Origin of the sequence: Pseudarthrobacter sp. C4D7, from assembly GCF_013359725.1 — a bacterium.
Taxonomy (GTDB): Bacteria; Actinomycetota; Actinomycetes; order Actinomycetales; family Micrococcaceae; genus Arthrobacter.
In genome coordinates this window covers 65,755-83,138 of sequence record NZ_JABFMW010000006.1, presented here as the reverse complement: position 1 = coordinate 83,138, position 17,384 = coordinate 65,755, and the positions used below count along the sequence as shown (strand labels likewise).

Below are 17,384 nucleotides of genomic sequence, written 5' to 3'. Positions count from 1 at the left end.
GAGCTGTTGGGACGGCGCTGACGGATCTACACTGAAGCATTCCCCGGCTGGGCATGCACAGCCGCCCGGGGAACAGGAGATCAACTACATAGGTGGAGGCCGGCCATGGGCAACGCGTCGCAAGGAGCAAACCGGGCAGTATCCGGGGCGGCGTCGGCCGGGCGCAGCCCGGCGGTGCGCGTTTTGGCCCGTGCCGGGTATGTCTTCATCGGCCTGGTCCACATCCTGATCGGCGCCATCGCCCTGCAGCTAAGCGGCGGCCAGGGCGGAGAAGCGGACCAGAGCGGGGCCATTGCCACGCTGGCGTCCAAGCCGGGCGGCGGAATCCTGCTGTGGGCCGGCGCGGTTGCCTGTGCGGCGCTCGCCCTCTGGATGGTCAGCGAGGCGGTGGTTGGGGCGCGCACTGAGCAGGAGTCCGGTAAGAAGCTGAAGAACGCGGCCGAGGCAGGCGGGAAAGCCGTGGTGTTCGGCTTCCTCGCGTTCACCTTCGCCGTCTTCGCCGCCGGAGGCAGCAAGAACTCCAGCCAGTCGGCCAGCGACTTCACCGCGAAGCTGCTGGGGGCACCCGCCGGGGTAGTGATCGTGGTGGTCCTGGGGCTGGCGGTCATCGGGGCCGGAGCCTATTACGCCTACAAGGGGATCTCGCGGAAGTTCATGGCGGACCTGCAGGACCCCGGCACCGCGCGGACCGTGGTGGAGTGGCTGGGCACCATAGGATACGCAGCCAAAGGTGTGGTGCTCGCCGTCGTGGGTGTCCTTGTCATCGTGGCGGCCGTAACCGCCGATCCGTCCAAGTCCTCCGGCCTCGACGGTGGCCTGAAGACCTTGGGCGCTCAACCGTACGGCGTGTTCCTCCTCGCCGCCATCGCCGCCGGGTTCATCTGCTTTGGCGTGTACTCCATGGCGCGCGCACGGTACGGGAAGTTCTAGTGCCGCCGACCTCTGGGTACCTAATGCCCTAAAGGTTCCTGTGCAACCGCTGTGCATCCTGTTGTCCTGGTCACCTAAGCCCTACAGTATTCCCACCATTGCCTACCATGGGACACGGGGAAGAGAACAACCGGCCGCGGGAGGGGGACTATGCAGGACAGTAAAGTGCTGCTGCACGTGCATCCCGGCCGCCTGGCGGTCGCCGGTGTGGCCGTCCTCCTCCTGGCTGCGACATCGGGAAGTGCAGCCCAGCCACGCCCGTCCGCGGCGGCGCCTCCGGTGCGCGTGGTGGTGGTGGGGGACTCGCTGAGCACCGGCCACGGCACGTCGCCGCAGCAGGCCTGGCCGGCGCTGATGCGCGCTGACCCGGACGTGGCCGGCCTGGAGATCGTCAACGCAGCCGAGGACGGAAGCGGATACCTCAGCGTGGGCGACTACAACGGAACGTTTGGCACCCAGGTTGATGACTTCGTCACCCCGGATACTGGAATCGTGGTCTTCTTCGGTTCGGAAAACGACCTTGGGTACGCCTCGTCCGACGTCGGCGACGCCGCCCTGGCAGCGTTGGACCGGGCAGAAACCCTGGCCCCGGAGGCGCGGATGATCGTGGTGGGCCCGCCGTCGTACACCACGCAGCCCGACCCCGGGCTGGTGGACATCAGCGACCAACTCAGGAATGCCACCGCAAGGGCGGGCGGTGAGTTCGTGGATCCCATCGCCGAGGGCTGGATCAGTGACGACTTTGACGACCTGATCGGCCCCGACGGAGACCACCCCACGGTGTTGGGGCAGCAATACCTGCTGGAGCACATCGGCGCGTACCTGGAGCAGGCGGCGCCGGCGGCTGCGGCCGCACTCGAAGGGCGCCAGGACGCGCGCGGGCCCGACCAGGCACCCCAAAGTGTCCCGCAGGCCGGGGTGTCAGGAAACTAGACCAGAGGCCACGGGTAGCGCATTCCCGTGCGGTCAACGGGAAGTGCCTTTTCCTGCAGCATGTGCTGCACCCGGCGCTGGAGGGCCGCCACTTCCGCGGGATGCAGCAATTCCGCCACCTCGGCTGGAACAGTGTCGGCCAGCGGGCTGATGTCGTCAAGAAGGTGGTCTGGAATGGGGTCGCCGGCGAAGTCCCAGATGACGGTGCGCAGCTTGAACGCTGCGGAAAAGCACAGGCCGTGGTCGATGCCCCAGATGCGCCCGTCCGTTCCGCGGATGACGTGCCCGCTTTTCCTGTCAGTATTGTTTGCCACATAGTCGAACAATGCCATCCGGGCCAGTTCACCGTGGGTTTCGGGGGCGTCCGCGTACAGGGTGAAATAGTGCTCCTGCTGGTCGCCTTCGATGAACCACTGCAGCGATCCCACTCCAAGCGGCGCGTCCATACGGACCACCGTGGGCGGCACCATGTCCCAGCCCAGTGCTTCGCTCAGCTGGAACGCGGCGCATTCACGCCGGTACAGGCCGGCGTCGAAATCTGCCAGCGGCCGTTCTCCCGCCTCCGGTTTGTATACTGCCCACGCAGAATCTCCGTCGCAGGAAAGCTCAGCAAGGAACGTGGCGTTGCTGCCGCTCATGATGCGTCCCAGCAGCTCCACCCGGCCCCCGGTGAGGAGTGTCAACTCCCGCCCGGACACCGCAGGCCCCAGCCCGCCGCACCACGCGGCCGTTTGTTCGACGACGGTGCCGGCGCCATCATGGCGACCTCAGCCCGCTCAGGGGTTCCGACATCGAATTCACCGTGAGCACCGCCGGCGACTGGCCGTCCGCATAGGAGATGGCCGAGACCGACGCCGGGCTGATCATGATCCGCTGGAAGAGGTCAAGATGGGTGCCCAGGGCGTGTGCCACGGCCGCCTTGATGGGGTCGGCATGGGAGAAGCAGACCACGACGCCACCGCGGTGGGCGGCCCGAAGATCCTCCAGGGTGGCCACCATCCGCGACTGCATCCCGGAGAATCCTTCACCGTTGGGGAAACGGAACGCGGACGGGTTGTGCTGGACGGTCTGCCATTCCGGCAGCGCGGCAAGTCCGGCGAGCGCGGCGCCTGTCCAGTCGCCGAAGTCGCATTCGAGGAGGCCGGGTTCATCTGTGACGGTCCGGCCGGTGCGGGCGGCCGTGGGTTCCGCGGTCTCCCGTGCCCGTTCCAGGGGTGATGAATAGACCGCGTCGACGGGCAGGCCCGCAAGGCGTTCGGCAACTGCGTCGGCCTGTTCGCGGCCGCGTCCGGACAGGTGGAGGCCCGGGGCGCGGCCGGGAAGGACGGTTCCGGTGGTGGGCGTCTGGCCGTGGCGTACCAGGAGGATTAATGTGCTCTGTGTCATTTGGGTCTAAGCGTAGCCGCGAGGGGACCCCATGCCGAGCCTGCGAGGCGTGGGGAGCGGCAAGCGGTAGCCGCGTGGGGAGCGGGAAGCGGTAGCAGCGTGGGGGCCGGTTTGGGACGCCGCGCAGGAATCTGGAGGAATCTATCGATTAGCCGCAGGGGCGGGCTTACCGTAGAGGAGTGACTGATCGCCCCGATATCTACACCGTTGGTGAACTGCGTGCGGCAGGGCATGTCCACAAGGACCTGCGGCACGAAATCCGTGACAACCTCCTCGCTGCCCTGGCTGCTGGACGTGACCCGTGGCCGGGCCTGTACGGCTTCAGCCGTACGGTGGTTCCGCAGCTGGAGCGAGCCCTGCTGGCCGGGCACGACGTCGTCCTCCTCGGGGAACGCGGCCAAGGCAAGACCCGCCTGCTGCGGACGCTTGCCGGGTTGCTGGACGAGTGGTCGCCCGTGATCGAGGATTCGGAGCTGAACGAGCATCCCTTTGATCCGATCACCGAACAGTCCCGTTCCCGGGTCCTGACGGAGGGGGACCGGCTGCGGGTGGCGTGGCGGCACCGTTCGGAGCGCTACGTGGAGAAGCTCGCCACGCCGGACACGTCTGTCGCTGACCTGATCGGTGACGTGGACCCGATGCGGGTGGCCGAGGGCCGCCGCCTGGGGGACCCGGAGACCATCCACTATGGGCTTATTCCGCGTTCCAACCGCGGGATCATCGCCATCAACGAACTGCCGGACCTGGCTGAACGCATCCAGGTGGCCATGCTCAACGTCATGGAGGAACGGGACATCCAGATCCGCGGCTATGTCCTGCGGCTGCCGCTGGATGTACTGGTGGTCGCGTCGGCAAACCCCGAGGACTACACCAACCGTGGCCGGATCATCACACCGCTGAAAGACCGGTTCGGCGCGGAGATCCGCACTCATTACCCCCTTGAGCTGGAGGACGAAGTGGCCGTCATCCGGCAGGAGGGGCGGCTGGTTGCGGACGTCCCGCCGTTCATCCTGGAGATCCTCGCCCGCTACACCCGGGCGCTCAGGCAGTCACCGGCCATCAACCAGACCTCCGGCGTGTCCGCACGGTTCGCCATCGCCGGAGCGGAGACGGTGGCCGCGGCCGCACTGCGCCGGGCCAGCCTGCGGGGCGAGGACCAGGCGGTGGCCAGGATTATTGACCTGGAGCCGGCTGTGGAGGTGCTGACGGGCAAGATCGAGTTCGAATCCGGCGAGGAGGGGCGGGAGCAGGGCGTCCTTGACCACCTCTTGCGCACCGCCACTGCGGAAGCGGTCAGGGCGCATTTCCAGGGGCTGGACATGGGGCCGCTGGTGGCGGCGCTGGACGGGCACCGGACCGTCACCACGGGTGAACAGGTCACGGCTCAGGAGTTCCTGGGCAACCTGCCGTCCCTGGACGGCTCGGGGCTGTACGACGAAATCGGCCGGCGCCTGGGTGCAGCCAACGACGGGCAGCTGGCCGCCGCCGTCGAACTCGCCTTGGAAGGCCTCTACCTGGGCCGCCGGATCTCCAAGGAATCCGACGACGAGGAAACCATCTACGGTTAGGCACAGGAGGCACCATGGCCATCCACAAGCGGTCCGCCAAGTACGGCCGGTATACCGGCGGACCGGATCCGCTCGCCCCGCCCGTCGACCTTGCCGAAGCCCTTGACGCCGTCGCCGAGGACGTCATGGCCGGGTATTCGCCACGACACGCCCTGCGGGAATTCCTGCGGCGCGGAAGCCGGAACCGGGACGGCCTGGATGACCTTGCCCGGCGCGTCCAGGAGCGGCGCCGCGACCTGCTCAGCCGGCACCGGCTGGATGGCACCCTGGACGAGGTGAAGAAGCTCCTGGACACTGCAGTGCTGGAGGAGCGCAAGCAGCTGGCCCGGGACGCCATGATGGACAACTCCGAACGGGCCTTCAGGGAGATGCAGCTGCAGAACCTCCCGGCCTCCACTGCCGCTGCGGTCAACGAGCTGGCATCCTACGACTGGCAATCCAGCGCAGCACGGGAGGCCTACGAACACATCAAGGACCTGCTGGGCCGCGAGGTCCTCGAGCAGCGCTTCGCGGGCATGAAGCAGGCGCTGGAGAGCGCCACTGACGAGGACCGGCAGGCAGTCAACGGTATGCTGCGGGACCTCAACGACCTGCTGGGCAAACACCGGCGCGGGGAGGACACCGACGCAGATTTCCAGGACTTCATGGCCAAGCACGGCCAGTTCTTTCCGGAGAATCCGCAATCGGTGGAGGAAATGGTGGATGCCCTCGCCCAGCGCGCCGCCGCCGCCCAGCGGCTCCTGCAGTCCATGTCCCCGGAGCAGCGCGATGAACTCATGCGGCTGTCCGCCCGGGCCTTTGGTTCGCCCGAATTGATGGCCCAGCTCAGCGAACTCGACGCCACCCTCCAGGCCCTGCGTCCTGGGGAGGACTGGACCGGCTCGGAACGTTTTGAAGGGCAGGAGGGCCTGGGGCTGGGCGACGGCACCGGCGTTCTGCAGGACATCGCCGAACTCGACGAGCTGTCCGAACAGCTCTCGCAGTCCTACAACGGTTCCCGGCTCGATGACTTGGACCTGGACGCGCTGGCCCGCCAGCTGGGCGAAGACGCCGCCGTGAGTGCCCGTACCCTCGCGGAGATCGAACGGGCCATTCAGGACGGCGGTTACCTTCGCAGGGGCGCCGACGGCGACCTCCGGCTGTCCCCGCAAGCCATGCGGCGGCTGGGAAAGTCGCTGCTGCGCGACGCCGCCAGGCAACTGTCAGGCAGGCAGGGGAGCCGTGACACCAGGATGGCCGGTGCCGCAGGCGAGCAGACGGGCTCCAGCCGGCAGTGGGAGTTCGGGGACGCTGAGCCGTGGGATGTCACGCGCACCATGACCAACGCCATCCGGCGCACCATGGCCGGCGGCGGTGACCCGGCCGGCGGGCTGCGCCTCGCGGTGGGCGACATCGAAGTCTCGGAAACGGAGGCCCGCACGCAGGCCGCCGTGGCCCTGCTGGTGGACGTGTCCTTCTCCATGGCGGCAGAAGGGCGCTGGGTTCCCATGAAGCGGACCGCGCTGGCACTGCACCACTTGGTGTCCACCCGCTTCCGCGGTGACCGGCTGGAGCTGATCACCTTCGGCCGCTATGCGCAGACCATGGATATCGGCGAACTTACGGCGTTGCCCGCCCTCCGCGAACAGGGGACCAACCTGCATCACGGCCTGCTGCTGGCCGGCCGCTTCTTCCGCCGGCACCCGTCCATGCAGCCCGTCCTGCTGGTGGTCACGGACGGCGAACCCACGGCGCACCTCCTGCCTGACGGGGACTCCTGGTTCAATTGGCCGCCGGACGCGGAGACTATCCGCGCCACGGTTGCCGAACTGGACCGCCTTGGGCGGGCCGGCGTCCAGGCCACTTTCTTCCGCCTCGGCAACGACCCCGGCCTGGAGCGGTTCATCCAACGGATGGCCCAGCGTGTGGAGGGCCGTGTCGTGGCGCCGGACGTGGGGGATCTTGGAGCGGCCGTGGTGGGAGAGTACCTCCGCGTCCACGTCCGCAGCGCCTATGCAGACGGTGACTGGTTCTGACCGCCGGGAGCGTGGCGATGGCGGATACCTGGCCTGCCACCATGCTCCGGCAATACGCCCAGCGCGCCTGGATCAGGTAAGCACCACCACTTCAGTCCCGTACGCCTGGGAGGAGCCCATGGTTCCGCGGAACCAGCAGACGGCGTGCACCCCGGGGTCCCCGGGTGCCACCATGGGGCGAAGGTTGTCCACCGTCGAGCCGGAGGTGACGGCTTCCCACTCCCAGGTGGCGCCGGCGTCGCGGGTGCGGCCCCGGTAGATCTCATACCGGGGGGTTGTGCTGCCGGTCCGGGGATCAACGGGCGTGGACACGTAGACCAGGTCCAGGTTGTAAGGGTCCACGGCGCCCAGGCCGGTGTAGTCCTGCTCGTGGGGGAGCAGCGCGGAACCGGCTGCGGCGAGCGGGTTGACCCTCCAGACCGTGCCGTCAAAGCGGGCGTACAGCAGGCGGTGGTCATCGACGTCGAGCACCTGGTCCCGCGTGAGGACTCCGTTGACGTCGTTGGCCCGGCAACTGATGATGGCGGCCAAGTGGGTGCCACGGCCGCGAAGGTCCACCGTCCAGGCGTGGGTGAGGACGTCCCCGCCAAGGATGGTTCCAGCCTCGAAGACGGTGGTGAGAGCCGCCTGGTCGATGCCGGCCGAGCCGATCAGTGGCTTGGATACCACCCGCCCCTGGGCGTCATGCACGGCGTCGTCCCGGATATAGCCGTGATAGATGCTGTTGTTGTAATCCCGCGGGTGGTGGTCCGTGGTGATCAGGTCGATGCGGTCTTCCCCGTTGCCGGCGTAGCGGGTGTAGCCGTTGACGTAGCCCACCTTGGGCCGGGTGAAGAGTTTTCCGCCGTAGCGCCACGTGGTGCCGTCATCGCCCGACACCATGAGGGTGGGGTCGTCATTGATGGCGCGGACAAAGTTGTATACCCGGGACTCCGCGTCCAGGCGGTGCAGGTTGGAATAGGTGGCGCCGCGGCCGGCCGCCAGTTCAGTCCAATCGAATTGCTGTTCGGGCCCCCACTCGGAGGCGTCGTGGGGACGCGTGGAGACCCGCCAGCGGGAGTAGTTGTCAGTCTTGTGCTTGGCATACATGGCCAGGTAGCGGCCGTCCGGCCTGATCAGCAGTGCCGGGGCGTTGTGGTCATCGGATTCGAGCTGCCGGTGCAGGACGTGGACGGTGCTTTGGCCCGTGGCGAGATCGAGGGCGGCCACTTCGATGTTCCCGCCCCGGCTTTCACCGTGTGGACCCTCCGGCGCTGCGACTGAACCCACCAGCAGGGTGCGGGAGGCCGGATCGACCAGGCACCGCTCGTCCTGGAACCAGCACCACGCTCCGTTGTCGTTGATTATGGCCGTGCCCGCAGGCAGGGCGCTTGCAGCATCATTGGGAAAGGGCATTCCAACATCCTTGCCGATGCAATCCGTAGGGTCAATGGGCCAGCGCCGCGCCGTATCTGGCGGCCACCGTGCGGGGTGGCAGTGCGGCGCGGCCCAGGCCCCCGCGGTCTGATTACTTGAAGCTTGAACTAAAAGGGCGTATCTTCACTTTAACCTTCAATCAATGCTCTCCAGTCGACGGAAGTTCCTCATGACGACAGCAACCCATGAACTGCCCCTGAACAGCCACCTGCCTCGTGCTGTCATCCGTACCCGTGTGAGCGTCCCCCTGCGCTTTCCCGATGGCTACGCCGCCTCCGCGGACGTCATGACGTTCCACGGGCTGGCCGACGGCAGGGAACATCTCCTGCTGGCCCTGGGCGGCTGGGAACAGGCGCTGCTCGATGGCGGCAAGGCACCGCTGGTCCGGCTGCACAGCGAGTGCATGACCGGTGATGTCTTTGGCAGTGAGCGCTGCGACTGCGGCCCCCAGCTCAGGGAAGCCGTCGAGAAGATTGCCGCCGCCGGCGGTTTCCTCCTCTACCTCCGGCAGGAAGGCCGGGGCATCGGTCTGTACTCCAAGCTTGACGCCTATGCGCTGCAGGACCAGGGCCTTGACACCTACGACGCCAACCTCGCGCTGGGGCACGGAGAAGACGAGCGCGACTACACGGCAGCAGCCCAGATGCTCAGCACCCTTGGCGCCACCACGGTACGGCTGCTGAGCAACAACCCGGACAAGGCCCACCAGTTGGCTGCACTGGGTATTGGCATCCAGCAGCAGGTTCCCACCGGCGTCCACCTGTCGGCTGCCAACTCCCGGTACCTCGCCGCCAAGCGCGACCGCACCGGCCATACGCTGGAACTTGGCCAGGCCGCCGTCGACCATGCACCGCAGCCTACGGCCGGGCCCGAGGCGGCCCGGCCGGACATGCCGGCCCGGGCTGCCGCGCTGGTCCCGGGACTGCGGGCCCGGGCGGAGGAAACGGAGCGGCTGCGCCGGCTGCCCGCCTCGACGGTGCAGGAACTCCAGGACGCCGGCGTCTTCCGCATCCTGGCGCCCGTGGGTGCAGGTGGCTACGGGCTCGGAGCCCGGACTTACGGTGAAGTTGTCAGGGTCCTTGCGAGGGGATGCGCCTCCACGGCCTGGACTGCCGGGCACCTCGCCGAACATGCCTGGATGCTGGCCAGGTGGCCCCGTGCGGTGCAGGATGAGGTCTTCGCCGGTGGTCAGGTTCCCCTTGCGGCCGCCACCAGTGCCCCGCCGGGCCGGGCATGGAAAGTCCCCGGCGGATACGCCATCTCAGGACACTGGAGTTTCGCCTCCGGCGTCATGCACTCGCAGTGGGCCCTGCTGGCCGTGAACCTCGACGGCACCCGGATGCAGGCGCTCGTTCCGGTGGCCGAACTCGACCTGCTGGACGCCTGGCACACCGACGGGCTGCGGGGAACCGGCAGCAACGACCTCCGCGCGGACGGACTTTTTGTTCCCGGCCACCGGGTGGCGGAGTGGGCGTTGCTCAGCAGCCCGGAAAACCCCGGCAGCCTGGTCCACCATGACCCGCTCATCCATGCGCCCATGGCAACGCTGCTCAATCTCGTGGCGCCCGCTGCGGCCTTGGGCTCCGCCGAGTACGCTGTGGAACTCTTCCGGGAGCAGCTGCTGGTGCCAAAGACAAAAAACGGCATCAATGTGCGCCAGGCTGATTCTGCCCTGGCCCAGGCCCGCTTTGCCAGGGTGTCAGGGGCGTTGGCTGCTGCGCAGCAGCACTGGGAGGCTGCACTGTCCCTGCTGCCTCCGGAGGGCCATGCCGACGCGGGAATGTCTGAGTCGCCGCGCGCGTCATTCCGACTCTCGCTGGCCCTCAGCGCCGATGCTTCGCAGGAGGCGGTCCGGTTGGCGGTGGGTGGTTCGGGCGGCAGCATGCACCGGCTCGCGCACCCGCTCCAGCGCATCCAGCGGGATGTCGGCGTGATCCTGAACCATCCCACACTGGGCATCGATCCCATCCTGGAGCAGGCAGGGCGGGGACTCCTGGGCCTGGGAATCGCGGCGCCGTCCTTCTAGGCGCCACGGACGGCATCCGGGCTGCTGCCGGTTCGGCCCTTTCCATGTGAGGATCGAGGTATGCCCCAGCGCCTCATGCTGCTCGACACTGCCTCCCTGTACTTCCGCGCCTTCTACGGCCTGCCGGACACCATCCGCCGCCCCGACGGGACGCCGGTCAACGCTGTCCGCGGGTTGCTGGACATGATCGCCCGCCTCACTGTGGATTACCATGCCACCCACCTGGTGGCCTGTTGGGACGACGACTGGCGGCCGCAGTGGCGGGTGGACCTGGTCCCCACCTACAAAGCCCACCGGGTGGCCCGGGCAGTCCCCGGCGGCACGGACATCGAAGTGGTGCCTGAGGGCCTGGAAGCGCAGCTGCCCATGATCCGCCGCATGCTCGAGCTGGCCGGCATCGCCATTGTGGGTGCCGCCGGATACGAGGCCGATGACGTGGTGGGCACCTACGCCAGCCAGGCCAGCCTGCCGGTGGATGTTGTTACCGGCGACCGTGACCTTTTCCAGGTGTGCGACGACGGCCGCGGGGTGCGGGTGATCTACACGGCGCGCGGCATGAAGAACCTTGAGGTCATGACCGAAGAGACCGTGGTGGCCAAGTACAAGGTCCTGCCGCAACAGTATGCGGACTACGCCACACTGCGCGGCGACGCCTCGGACGGGCTGCCCGGCGTGACCGGGATCGGCGAGAAGACAGCCGCGTCGCTGCTGCTCAAGCATGGCACCCTGGAACGGCTGCTGGAGGCGGCGGCGGCCGACGACGGCGGAGTCGCGGGCCCTGTCCGGGCGAAGCTTGCCGCCGCCGCGGCCTACCTTGAAGCAGCCCCCGCCGTCGTCCGCCTGGCGCGGGACCTCAAGCTGCCCTCCCTTGAGGAGGCAGGCGCTCTGCTGCAGCCGGTGACCGGCGACCGGCGAGCGGAACTTGAACAGCTGGCCGCGGAATGGAACCTGGGCGGCTCCGTCCGCCGGCTGCTCGCCGCACTGGACCGGCGGGGCTAGCCGCCACACGCCCGGGATAACGGCGCCGCCCCCGGCGGGGAACGCCCGGAGTCTTGCTTCCGGCCCGCCTGGTAGTAAGCTTGCTGAGCATAACTAGTAAGCTTGCTGATTAACAAGGTGGGAGCAGGAGCCATGGGCGCAATATTCGGTACGGCCCTGTCACTGATGCTGACCGTTGGCGGCGCGGCCGTGGCCGCGCTGGGCGGACCCGGCGCTTCCCGGAACTACCTCGTGGGCCACGTCCTGCTCGGCGTAGGTATCGGCCTGATGTTGTCTATGGCTCTCCGGGCAGGCGCCCGCTTCATCATCATGCGGACCGTTGCGCAGGCACCCGGCGCGCCCATGCTGCCACCGGCAGTCGACGCCGCCGCCGTTTCAGTCCTGCCCGTCCGTTCCGCGTCCACCGTCCCCCTGCGGGGCAGGCATGCCGCCTGACGCGCAGAAAGCGGCCGGACCCGCGCCGGAGGGAGCGTCCACTCCCGCTCCACGCCGGCGCCGGGTCCGTGCCCTGATCATCCTGAGCTGTGCACTCATTGCCGCCCTCGTTGCGGGGGCGGCGGCCGTCCGTCCCGGAAGCATGGACGACGACGTCTTGCACGGTTTCCAGATCCGCGTCCTCAGCATCAGCCAGGCTGCCTCGGAGAACAGGATGGACGGGGCGCTGGCTGCGCTGCAGGCCCTTGAACAGGACCTTAATGCGGCGGCAGCCGGCGGCCAGGTTTCGGCTGCCCGCTACGTCGGCATTACGGACGCGCTGGCAGCTGTCCGGGAAGACATCACCAGCCGGATGGCCGCGGCGGCTGCCTCCGAACCTGCCGCGGTGCCTGACTCTGCGGAAGCCACGGATGCGGCCACGGTGGCTGCCCCTGAGGCGGCGGTGCAGGACGTGCCCGCATCCGTGGACCCCATTGTTCCCGTGGTTGTCCCCGCACCTGCGCCCGGCCCTGATGCGCACGGCCAGCAGCGGTCCACCACTGCGAAGGAAGCCAAAGGCAAGGGCAAGGACAAGGGCAAACACTGACCCCGGCCAGGCAGTGCTTCCCCGTCAGGGCAGAATGGACGGATGATTCTTCCTGACGGCACCTCCGGCGCGGCCGGCTTCGACCTTGCCGCCATCGGTGCCGGGCTGGCCTTCGAACAGTCGCTGCCAGCGCTGCGGCAGGCACTGGACAGCGGCGCCGCCGTAGTGGAGGCTCCGCCGGGAACCGGAAAAACCACACTCGTTCCGCCGCTGCTCGCCAACATGCTTGGCCGCTCCGGGCGCATCGTGGTCACCCAGCCCCGCCGGGTCGCCGCACGTGCCGCCGCGCGCCGGCTCGCCGCCCTCGATGGCAGCCCGGCCGGCCGGGTCGGATATACGGTCCGGGGCGAACGCCAGGCGGGGCCCGAAACCCAGGTGGAGTTTGTCACCCCGGGGATCCTGCTGCGCCGGCTGCTGGCAGATCCCGGGCTAGACGGGACGGCCGCCGTCGTCCTCGACGAAGTGCATGAGCGCGGCCTGGAAACGGACCTTCTGGTCGGCATGGTCGCGGAGGTCCGTGCACTCCGGGGCGACCTCGCCGTCGTCGCCATGTCCGCGACACTGGACGCAACCCGGTTCGCTTCGCTGCTGGGTGATTCCGACGGCGGCGCCCCGGCCCCCGTCGTCGGCTGCCCCTCAGTGAACTATCCGCTGAAAGTGCAGTGGCGCCCCGGCCCGGAGGCGCGGCTGGACACCCGGGGAGTGGCGCGCGCCTTCCTGGACTACGTTGCAGTGACCGCGGCGGACGCCCACGCCCAGGGCCTTGCTGAGGACGACGCGGTGGACGCACTTGTGTTCCTGCCCGGCGCCCGGGAAGTCTCCTACGTGGCGGCAGCCCTCCGCAGCCGGCTCGGCCGCCGTGTGGAGGTGCTGGAACTCCATGGCCAGGTGGCAGCGCAGGACCAGGACCGGGCCGTGTCCGGCCGGCGTCCCGGGGATCCGCCGCGGATCATCGTTTCCACCGATCTTGCCGAATCCTCCCTGACGGTTCCCGGCGTCCGGCTGGTGGTCGATTCCGGGCTGACCCGCGAGCCGCGCCGTGACTCAGGCCGCGGAATGAGCGGACTGGTCACGGTCTCCTGCTCCCGGGCATCGGCAGACCAGCGGGCCGGCCGCGCCGCACGGCAGGGACCGGGGCATGTGGTCCGCTGCTACTCCCAGCAGGCCTATGGCGCGGCCCCGGCCCACGTCACCCCTGAAATCAACGTGGCGGACCTGACCGGTGCCGCCCTCACCCTGGCCTGCTGGGGAGCGCCGGGCGGCAAAGGGCTCGCGCTGCCCGACGCGCCGCCGCTGCTGGCCATGGACGACGCCATCGAGGTGCTCCGCGAATTAGGTGCTGTAGCGGACGATGGCCACGTGACGGCGGCGGGCCGGGCCCTGGCCGCCGTTCCGGCCGATCCCCGGCTTGCCCGGGCCCTGCTTGAGGGCACCCCCACCGGCCGGCAGTTCGCCGCGGAGGTGGTGGCCGCCATCTCCGGTGACCACCGCGCGCCCGGCGGTGACCTGCCCAGGCTGCTGGCCCAGCTGCGCTCGGATACCGGCCCTGTGGGAAGGCGCTGGGCGGAGGAATCCAGGCGGCTTGCCGCGGTGGCCGGACGCCGGGAGGCGCACAGCGCTGCGCCTCCAGCCACGGCCGCGGATGGCTCCGAGGCGGTCGGCGCCGTGGTCGCCCTTGCTTTTCCCGACCGGGTGGCCCGCCGCGTGACGGGTGGCGGGGGCACCGCGCAATACCTCCTGGCCTCCGGTACCCGGGCGGGCCTGCCCGCCGGCAGCACGTTGGCAGGCCACGAATGGCTGGCTGTGGCAGAAGTCTCGCGGGCCGGAGGCCGGGACGCGGCGGGCACCGGCGCCGTGATCCGTGCCGCTGCGCCGCTGGCCGCCGCCAGGGCAGAGGAAGCAGCGTCGCACCTGGTGGTGGAGATGGTGGAGGCACGGTTCGGCGAGGGGCGGCTCAGCGCCCGCAGGACACGGCGGCTGGGTGCCATCGTGCTGTCCGAAACACCTGTGCGCCCTACCGCCGAACAGGGACGGAAAGCTGTGGCGGCCGCGTTGCAGTCCCAGGGCCTGGCTGTCCTGCAATGGTCGACGGCGGCAGCCTCCTTCCGGCGCAGGCTCGCGTTCCTGCACCGCGAGCTGGGGCAGCCGTGGCCGGATGTGTCGGATGGGGCGCTGCTGGACCGGTTTGAAGAATGGCTCGGGCCCGAGCTGGCGGACCTGGCCGGCGGAAAACCCCTGGATTCGGTTGACCTGGCTGATCCGCTCCGCCGACTGCTGCCCTGGCCGGAAGCTTCCCGGCTGGGTGAGCTCGCCCCCGAAAACCTGGAGGTTCCCAGCGGATCCCGTGTCCGGATCGATTATCCGGAACCCGGCGACGCCGGGGCGGCGCCCGTCGTCGCGGTCAAACTGCAGGAGTGCTTTGGGCTGGCCGAATCTCCACGGCTGGTGGACGGCCGGGTGCCGGTCCTGTTCCATTTGCTCTCCCCGGCCCGGCGGCCCCTCGCCGTGACGGACGACCTGACGTCTTTTTGGTCCGGACCGTACACCCAGGTCCGTGCCGAAATGCGGGGCCGCTACCCCAGGCACCCGTGGCCGGAGGACCCCTGGTCAGCCCCCGCCACCGCACGCACCAAGCAGCGCAGATGACGGCAGGCCGGGAGCAGGCGGCTCAGGAGTGGGCGGCAATGAAGCCGGCCACCGGAGCGGCCAGGGAAGCGCCCACCTCATCGGCAGGCCGCTTCTTCCCCACCACCGCGAACGAGTGGTCACCGCCTTCCACCCACTGGAGAACAGCGGTGGGGCCGATCCGGGCAACGACGTCCTCCAGGAGAGCCGGCGTGGCAAACGTGTCCCGGGTTCCCTGCAGGAAAAGCATGGGGGCGGCCAGCCCGTACAGGTGCTCATCGCGGAGCTTCCCAGGCTTCCCGGGAGCATGCAGGGGATAACCCAGGTAGACCAGTCCCGCCGCCTCCATGCCGTCGGCCACAGCCATGGACGCCATCCTCCCGCCGAATGACTTGCCCGCCGCCCACAGCGGACCGCGGTCGCCGTGGGCTTCGGCCTGCCCGCGTGCGGCGGTCATGGCAGCCCGCCAGGCGGCGATGGCCACGGGCGGACGGTCGGGGAACTTCCGCCCGGCCTCCCGGTAGGGAAAGTTGAAGCGCAGGGTGGCCAGGCCCAGGCCATTGAGGGCGTCGGTGAAGCCACAAAGGAAAGGGTGCTCCATCCCGGCACCTGCCCCGTGAGCCACCACCACGGTGGCCGTGGGGTGCTGGGGCCGGGCGTACACGGCGGAGGACGTGGCATCACCCACGGCGATGGTGAGCTTCTCATCGGATGCTGGCATGGGTCCATCATGCCCTGAGGGTGGCCTGCGTCCCCATCCCCGCCGGCAGCCGGGTGTACGTTGTCACCATGGCGAGTGAACAGACCACCATCACAGTCCAGGGGCCCAACGGGCCGCGCGAGATGCGCATTTCCAGTCCCGGCCGCGTGCTCTGGCCGGACCTGGGACTCACCAAACTGGATTTGGCGAACTACATCCGCGACGTGGGGGAGGCGTTCATCGCCGCCAACGGGGACCGGCCCGTGGCGCTGCAGCGGTTCTCCGGCAACATCGAGGGCGAACAGTTTTTTTCTAAGAATCCGCCCAAAGGAACCCCGGATTTCGTCCGCTCCGTCAAGGTGGTATACCCCAGCGCCCGGTCCCACCCCCAACTGGTGTTCGACGAGCCCGCCGCAGCCGTCTGGGCCGTCCAGATGAACACGGTGGTGTTCCACCCGTGGCCGTCAAGGGCGGAGAACACGGATAACCCGGACCAGTTGCGGATCGACCTCGACCCGCAGCCCGGCACCGATTTCGACGACGCCATCCCCGCAGCCCTGGTGCTCAAGGACGTCCTGGCCGAGGCCGGCCTCACCAGCTTTGTCAAGACCTCCGGGAACAGGGGCCTGCACGTTTACGCCCCGATCGAAGCCACCCGCGAGTTCCTGGACGTCCGCCACGCTGTCATTGCCGCCGCCCGCGAAGTGGAGCGGCGCATCCCGGAGAAGGTGACAACGGCCTGGTGGAAGGAAGAACGGGGCCAGCGGGTCTTCCTGGATTTCAACCAGGCCAACCGCGACCGCACCATCGCCGGTGCCTACAGCCCGCGGGCCCTCCCGCACGCCCCGGTGTCCTGCCCCCTCGGCTGGGATGAACTGGAAAAGGCGGATCCGAAGAACTTCACCATCCTTACCGTCCCCGAACGGCTGAAGACGGTGGGCGACCCATGGGCGGACTTCGCCGCCCACCCGGGCACCATCGACACGCTTCTGGAATGGTGGGACCGGGACAGCCGGGCGGGGCTGGGGGAGCTGCCCTTCCCGCCCGACTATCCCAAGATGCCGGGCGAGCCCCCGAGGGTGCAGCCCAGCCGGGCCCGCAAGCAGGACTGACCCGCCCGCCGGCCGCTCACTCGAAGCGGGAGGGATCGCCCATGCCGCGGCGCACCACCTCGGCCACGCCGCTGGAGAAGTCAACAACGGTGGTGGGTTCGGCGCCGCAGTCGCCGGCGTCAATCACGGCATCCACCTGGTGGTCCAGGCGTTCCTTGATCTCCCAGCCCACGGTCAGCGGTTCCTCCTCGTCCGGCAGCAGCAGCGTGCTGGACAGAAGCGGCTCGCCCAGTTCGGCAAGCAGCGCCTGGACCACGCGGTTGTCCGGGATACGCACCCCCACCGTCTTCTTCTTGGGATGGAGCAGCCGCTTGGGGACCTCCTTGGTGGCGGGCAGGATGAAGGTGTAACTGCCAGGAGTGACGGCCTTGATGCTTCGGAAGACGTCATTGCTGATGTTCACGAACTGTCCCAGCTGCGCGAAATCCCGGCAGACCAGGGTGAAGTGGTGCTTGTCGTCGAGGTGCCGGATGTTCCTGATCCGGTCCAGGGCCTCCCTGTTTCCCATTTGTGCCCCCAACGCATAGCAGGAGTCCGTGGGGTAGGCGACGAGTCCGCCGTCGCGGATGATCTTCACTGCCTGCGCAATGGCGCGGGGCTGGGGGTCGTGGGGATGAACGTCAAAGAATCTGGCCATGCCCCGAGCCTACGTT

15 protein-coding genes are annotated in these 17,384 nt (G+C 68.8%); 10 read left to right on the top strand and 5 right to left on the bottom strand.

Annotated elements, in window-relative coordinates; translation table 11 throughout:
• Positions 1–105 precede the first annotated feature (105 nt).
• Together HNO81_RS06750 and HNO81_RS06745 are read left to right on the top strand one after the other, a co-directional pair.
• Entirely contained in the window at positions 106–930 is an 825-nt protein-coding gene (locus HNO81_RS06750) for a DUF1206 domain-containing protein (protein WP_175317371.1), read from the top strand.
• Positions 931–1,080: 150 nt separating this feature from the next.
• Positions 1,081–1,863, top strand: coding sequence for an SGNH/GDSL hydrolase family protein (locus tag HNO81_RS06745; RefSeq protein WP_175317370.1), 783 nt, complete (start codon positions 1,081–1,083; stop codon positions 1,861–1,863).
• Here the strand turns inward: HNO81_RS06745 and HNO81_RS06740 are convergent.
• Both HNO81_RS06740 and HNO81_RS06735 read right to left on the bottom strand, forming a co-directional pair.
• Entirely contained in the window at positions 1,860–2,561 is a 702-nt protein-coding gene (locus tag HNO81_RS06740; RefSeq protein WP_175317369.1) for an SCO1664 family protein, read from the bottom strand. The two genes, HNO81_RS06745 and HNO81_RS06740, sit on opposite strands and share 4 nt — an antisense overlap.
• Before the next feature lie 58 nt (positions 2,562–2,619).
• Positions 2,620–3,249, bottom strand: coding sequence for an MSMEG_4193 family putative phosphomutase (locus HNO81_RS06735; RefSeq protein WP_175317368.1), 630 nt, complete (start codon positions 3,247–3,249; stop codon positions 2,620–2,622).
• Positions 3,250–3,428: 179 nt separating this feature from the next.
• On the opposite strand from HNO81_RS06735, the gene HNO81_RS06730 reads away from it, so the two are divergent.
• Entirely contained in the window at positions 3,429–4,817 is a 1,389-nt protein-coding gene (locus HNO81_RS06730) for a sigma 54-interacting transcriptional regulator (RefSeq protein ID WP_175317367.1), read from the top strand.
• Positions 4,818–4,831: 14 nt separating this feature from the next.
• Positions 4,832–6,832, top strand: coding sequence for a VWA domain-containing protein (locus HNO81_RS06725; protein ID WP_175317366.1), 2,001 nt, complete (start codon positions 4,832–4,834; stop codon positions 6,830–6,832).
• A gap of 72 nt (positions 6,833–6,904) precedes the next feature.
• Here HNO81_RS06725 and HNO81_RS06720 read toward each other — a convergent pair whose 3' ends face one another.
• The gene (locus HNO81_RS06720; RefSeq protein ID WP_175317365.1) at positions 6,905–8,227 is read right to left on the bottom strand and encodes a BNR-4 repeat-containing protein; all 1,323 of its coding nucleotides are present in this window, start codon (positions 8,225–8,227) and stop codon (positions 6,905–6,907) included.
• Between the two features lie 190 nt (positions 8,228–8,417).
• Between HNO81_RS06720 and ribA the strand changes: the two genes are divergently transcribed.
• From ribA to hrpB, 5 genes are all read left to right on the top strand, one after another.
• A complete protein-coding gene (ribA, locus tag HNO81_RS06715) occupies positions 8,418–10,274 on the top strand; it encodes a GTP cyclohydrolase II RibA (protein ID WP_175317364.1) in 1,857 nt (618 codons plus the stop codon).
• A 60-nt stretch (positions 10,275–10,334) separates the two neighbouring features.
• Positions 10,335–11,273, top strand: coding sequence for a 5'-3' exonuclease (locus HNO81_RS06710; protein ID WP_175317363.1), 939 nt, complete (start codon positions 10,335–10,337; stop codon positions 11,271–11,273).
• Positions 11,274–11,405: 132 nt separating this feature from the next.
• A complete protein-coding gene (locus HNO81_RS06705; RefSeq protein WP_175317362.1) occupies positions 11,406–11,708 on the top strand; it encodes a hypothetical protein in 303 nt (100 codons plus the stop codon).
• Positions 11,698–12,294: a hypothetical protein gene (locus HNO81_RS06700; RefSeq protein WP_175317361.1), complete on the top strand. Its 597-nt coding sequence runs from the start codon at positions 11,698–11,700 to the stop codon at positions 12,292–12,294. The genes HNO81_RS06705 and HNO81_RS06700 overlap by 11 nt, the downstream gene beginning before the upstream one ends.
• Before the next feature lie 42 nt (positions 12,295–12,336).
• Positions 12,337–14,940: an ATP-dependent helicase HrpB gene (hrpB, locus tag HNO81_RS06695; protein ID WP_175317360.1), complete on the top strand. Its 2,604-nt coding sequence runs from the start codon at positions 12,337–12,339 to the stop codon at positions 14,938–14,940.
• 22 nt (positions 14,941–14,962) lie between these two features.
• Here the strand turns inward: hrpB and HNO81_RS06690 are convergent, their stop codons facing one another.
• On the bottom strand, positions 14,963–15,640 hold the full coding sequence (locus HNO81_RS06690) for an alpha/beta family hydrolase (protein ID WP_175317359.1): 678 nt from the start codon (positions 15,638–15,640) through the stop codon (positions 14,963–14,965).
• Between the two features lie 68 nt (positions 15,641–15,708).
• Between HNO81_RS06690 and ligD the strand changes: the two genes are divergently transcribed.
• A complete protein-coding gene (ligD, locus tag HNO81_RS06685; RefSeq protein WP_175317358.1) occupies positions 15,709–16,731 on the top strand; it encodes a non-homologous end-joining DNA ligase in 1,023 nt (340 codons plus the stop codon).
• 16 nt (positions 16,732–16,747) lie between these two features.
• Here the strand turns inward: ligD and HNO81_RS06680 are convergent, their stop codons facing one another.
• Positions 16,748–17,368 carry an L-threonylcarbamoyladenylate synthase gene (locus HNO81_RS06680; protein ID WP_175317357.1) on the bottom strand — a complete coding sequence of 207 codons (621 nt, stop codon included), beginning with the start codon at positions 17,366–17,368 and terminating at the stop codon, positions 16,748–16,750.
• Positions 17,369–17,384: the final 16 nt, after the last annotated feature.

Excerpts from the sequence above, each read along its gene's own strand:
- ribA (WP_175317364.1), top strand. The coding sequence starts at position 8,418 with ATGACGACAGCAACCCATGAACTGCCCCTGAACAGCCACCTGCCTCGT.
- HNO81_RS06720 (WP_175317365.1), bottom strand. The coding sequence starts at position 8,227 with ATGCCCTTTCCCAATGATGCTGCAAGCGCCCTGCCTGCGGGCACGGCC.
- hrpB (WP_175317360.1), top strand. The coding sequence starts at position 12,337 with ATGATTCTTCCTGACGGCACCTCCGGCGCGGCCGGCTTCGACCTTGCC.
- HNO81_RS06750 (WP_175317371.1), top strand. The coding sequence starts at position 106 with ATGGGCAACGCGTCGCAAGGAGCAAACCGGGCAGTATCCGGGGCGGCG.
- ligD (WP_175317358.1), top strand. The coding sequence starts at position 15,709 with ATGGCGAGTGAACAGACCACCATCACAGTCCAGGGGCCCAACGGGCCG.
- HNO81_RS06705 (WP_175317362.1), top strand. The coding sequence starts at position 11,406 with ATGGGCGCAATATTCGGTACGGCCCTGTCACTGATGCTGACCGTTGGC.
- HNO81_RS06735 (WP_175317368.1), bottom strand. The coding sequence starts at position 3,249 with ATGACACAGAGCACATTAATCCTCCTGGTACGCCACGGCCAGACGCCC.
- HNO81_RS06745 (WP_175317370.1), top strand. The coding sequence starts at position 1,081 with ATGCAGGACAGTAAAGTGCTGCTGCACGTGCATCCCGGCCGCCTGGCG.
- HNO81_RS06725 (WP_175317366.1), top strand. The coding sequence starts at position 4,832 with ATGGCCATCCACAAGCGGTCCGCCAAGTACGGCCGGTATACCGGCGGA.
- HNO81_RS06700 (WP_175317361.1), top strand. The coding sequence starts at position 11,698 with ATGCCGCCTGACGCGCAGAAAGCGGCCGGACCCGCGCCGGAGGGAGCG.
- HNO81_RS06710 (WP_175317363.1), top strand. The coding sequence starts at position 10,335 with ATGCCCCAGCGCCTCATGCTGCTCGACACTGCCTCCCTGTACTTCCGC.
- HNO81_RS06680 (WP_175317357.1), bottom strand. The coding sequence starts at position 17,368 with ATGGCCAGATTCTTTGACGTTCATCCCCACGACCCCCAGCCCCGCGCC.
- HNO81_RS06690 (WP_175317359.1), bottom strand. The coding sequence starts at position 15,640 with ATGCCAGCATCCGATGAGAAGCTCACCATCGCCGTGGGTGATGCCACG.